This window comes from Micromonospora sp. NPDC003776 (genome assembly GCF_053605645.1).
In genome coordinates this window covers 1-2,742 of the sequence record NZ_JBSGJR010000754.1, presented here as the reverse complement: position 1 = coordinate 2,742, position 2,742 = coordinate 1, and the positions used below count along the sequence as shown (strand labels likewise).

The window sequence follows — 2,742 nt, the reverse complement described above, 5'->3', positions numbered from 1 at the left end:
GGAGCCGGCGTCCTCCTCCGGCCGGCCGGCTTCGGGGGCGGACCGGTCCGGCCCGGGGCGTCGCCAGAACTCGTCGTCGGGGCTGCCACCGCTCGGCGTCGTCACGCCGTCCGACGCTACCAACGCGCGGGCCGGTCGGCCGCGCCGACGCGACGGGGTGACCCCGGCCGGGCGGTCGAGGTGTCGCCGCGCGCCGGTATCCTTGCTGCTCGTGAGCGATCCCGGCAGGCGTGGCGACGACGATCGCGTGGTCGATCTGAGCGACGATCTCGTGGTGCTGCCCGAGCAGACCACCGACGACACCGACCGTGGCTGGGGCGAGCGGCCCGGCGGCAACGACGACTGGCTGCTGGCCGAGCGCCCGCCGCACTGGGACTGACCGGGCGGCGTCCCGGCCCGCGGCCCGGCTGAGCGCCCCCGGCACTGGCGCGGACGAGCGACGGTCAGCCGCGTACGACGACCGCGAAGCGGCTGCCCTCGGGCACCCCGACGGCCCGCTGGGCCTGCTCCGGGGCGGAGGGCCAGGTAGAGCGCGGAGGAGCCGTCGACCGCCCCGGACGCGCCCACCACGTCGAGGACCAGCGCCCGCGCGGCGAGCAGTGTCGGCTCCCCGGCCCCCGCGCCGACCGGTACGACCAGCAGGTCCACCCGGGCACCCGGGCGGAGCACCGCGAGGGCGGCCGGCTCGGCCAGCCGGACCGGCACGCCGACAGAGCCACTGGGCAGCGGCAGGGCCCGGCCGGAGGAGCCCGGCTCGGGGGTGGCCGGACCGGCGGTCGTGGCCGGCCCCGCCCCGCCGGTGCCCGGGGGCGGACAGCCCGCCGGGGTCGACAGGACGGCGGCGGCCAGACCGAGCAGCACGGCGACCAGCGCCACCCGGAGCAGGGTCCCGCCGCGGGGCAGCCCGCGCCACCGCACCGGCCGCAGAGATCCCTCGCCCGCCACCGCACCCTCCCGCCCGCACCAGCAATCGCCAGCAGGCTAGGCAGACACCGGCAGACCCGTCACCCACCATCCCCGTTCCTGTGGACAACCTCCCGCCCCTGTGGATAACCGCACCGCCCAGTCCACCCGAGGAGAGGTCCAGCGCCCCTCATTCACGGAAATAGTGGCCACCCCCGCGGGGATGGCCACTATTTCCGTGAATCTGTGTGGATCTTGAGAGGGCGAGCGTCAGGAGGAGCTGCTGGCCGCCGGGGTCTTGGTCGACGAGCTGCCGGTCGAGGTCGACCCGGACGAACCGCTCGTGGTGGTGCTCGACGCGCCGTTCGAGGACGACTCGGACTTCGCCGGCTTGCTCGTGCCGCTCGTGGCGGTGTCGGAACCGGACGAACGCGAGTCGGTGCGGTAGAAACCGGAGCCCTTGAACACGATGCCGACCGAGTTGAAGAGCTTGCGCAGCCGCCCCTCGCACGCGGGGCACTCGGTCAGCGGCTCGTCAGAGAAGGACTGCACCGCCTCGAGCTGGTGGCCGCACGCGGTGCAGGCGTACTGGTACGTGGGCACGTTCTCCTCCGGATCTGGCACGGCCGGTTGGCACTCGACTTATCCGAGTGCCAATGGTGCGTCATCGGACCCGGGTTCGTCCAGCGGAAGCGGGCCGTCACACACCCGCACCAGCCCGTCGGCCGGGGTGATCACCGCGCGCACCGGGAGGTCGTGCGGCTCCCCGGGCACCGCCGCGAGCAACTCCCCGTCGTGCAGCAGCGCCACCGTCACCGTCGTCGCCGGCACCCGGGCGAGCGCCCGGTCGTAGGAGCCGCCACCGCGGCCGAGCCGGATCCCCCGGCGGTCCACGGCCAGCGCCGGTACGACCACCAGCGTGGCGGTGGCGATCGCGGTGGGCCCCAGCCGGGGGCCGTCGGGCTCGCGCAGGCCCCGCCCGGCCGCCCGCAGCGACCCCGGGCCGGCGTACCCGGCCCAGTCCAGGTCGAGATCCTGCCGGAGCACCGGGAGCAGCAGCTCCGCCCCCGGCGCGAGCGCGGCGCGCAGCATGTCGGGCAGGTCCGCCCCGCCGGGCTCCGAGCCGACCGGCACGTACGCGGTCATCCGGGCCGGGCTCAGCCGGCGTACCAGGGAAACCAGCTCGGCCTGGACGCGCGCCGCCGCCTCCGACCGGTGCGGAGCGGCCAGCGCCCGGCGGTGCGCGAGCCGCGCGACGCGCAACTCCCGTTTCGCCTCATGCGGCACATCCGCTTCATCAGAAAATTCCGGCACGCAACACTCCTGACGCAACGCTTGCCTCCCGGTCGCTCTGTGTCAGCATCGCAAAAAGGGGCGCGGAACTTCCGGGGGGAAGCTTGACGCTACGCGGGCGGTTGACGGCGGCCTTCCTCGCGGTGGTGCTCGGCCCCGTCCTGCTCGGCGCCTTCTTCGTCGGCTCCACCGTGGCCACCCTCGACCGCAGCCGCTCCACCGAACGCCTGGGGCTGGCCGCCGCGGGCGTGCGTACCTCCGTGGACGCCCTCTGCCAGCAGCTCCGCGCGGCGGCGGACGCCGTCGCGCTGGTCACCGATCCGGCCGCTAGGCCCCGCGCCGCGGACCAGGTGGTGGGGCGCGGCCTGGCCGCCGCCGTGCGGGTCTCCGACACCGCCGGCGGGGTCAGCTACGCCACGCCCGGCGGCCCGGCCGGCCCCTGGCGGGACTGCGCCGGCGACCCCTCGACGACCGGCCCGGTCCGGGCGCTCGCCGTCCGGGTCCAGCTCCGCGACCCCGCCGGCGCCGACCTCGGCACGGTCGCCG

At 76.0% G+C, this 2,742-nt stretch carries 3 protein-coding genes and 1 pseudogene; 2 read left to right on the top strand and 2 right to left on the bottom strand.

Annotated features, from left to right (window positions below; genetic code table 11):
• Positions 1-211 precede the first annotated feature (211 nt).
• Positions 212-379 carry a hypothetical protein gene (locus tag ACWEVO_RS34440; RefSeq protein WP_452311593.1) on the top strand — a complete coding sequence of 56 codons (168 nt, stop codon included), beginning with the start codon at positions 212-214 and terminating at the stop codon, positions 377-379.
• Positions 380-1,173: 794 nt separating this feature from the next.
• Here ACWEVO_RS34440 and ACWEVO_RS34435 read toward each other — a convergent pair.
• Together ACWEVO_RS34435 and ACWEVO_RS34430 are read right to left on the bottom strand one after the other, a co-directional pair.
• The gene (locus tag ACWEVO_RS34435; protein ID WP_452311594.1) at positions 1,174-1,506 is read right to left on the bottom strand and encodes an FmdB family zinc ribbon protein; all 333 of its coding nucleotides are present in this window, start codon (positions 1,504-1,506) and stop codon (positions 1,174-1,176) included.
• Positions 1,507-1,545: 39 nt separating this feature from the next.
• Entirely contained in the window at positions 1,546-2,217 is a 672-nt protein-coding gene (locus ACWEVO_RS34430; RefSeq protein ID WP_452311592.1) for a 5-formyltetrahydrofolate cyclo-ligase, read from the bottom strand.
• 83 nt (positions 2,218-2,300) lie between these two features.
• On the opposite strand from ACWEVO_RS34430, the pseudogene ACWEVO_RS34425 reads away from it, so the two are divergent.
• Positions 2,301-2,742 (top strand): annotated as a pseudogene (locus tag ACWEVO_RS34425) (diguanylate cyclase); the annotation flags it as partial.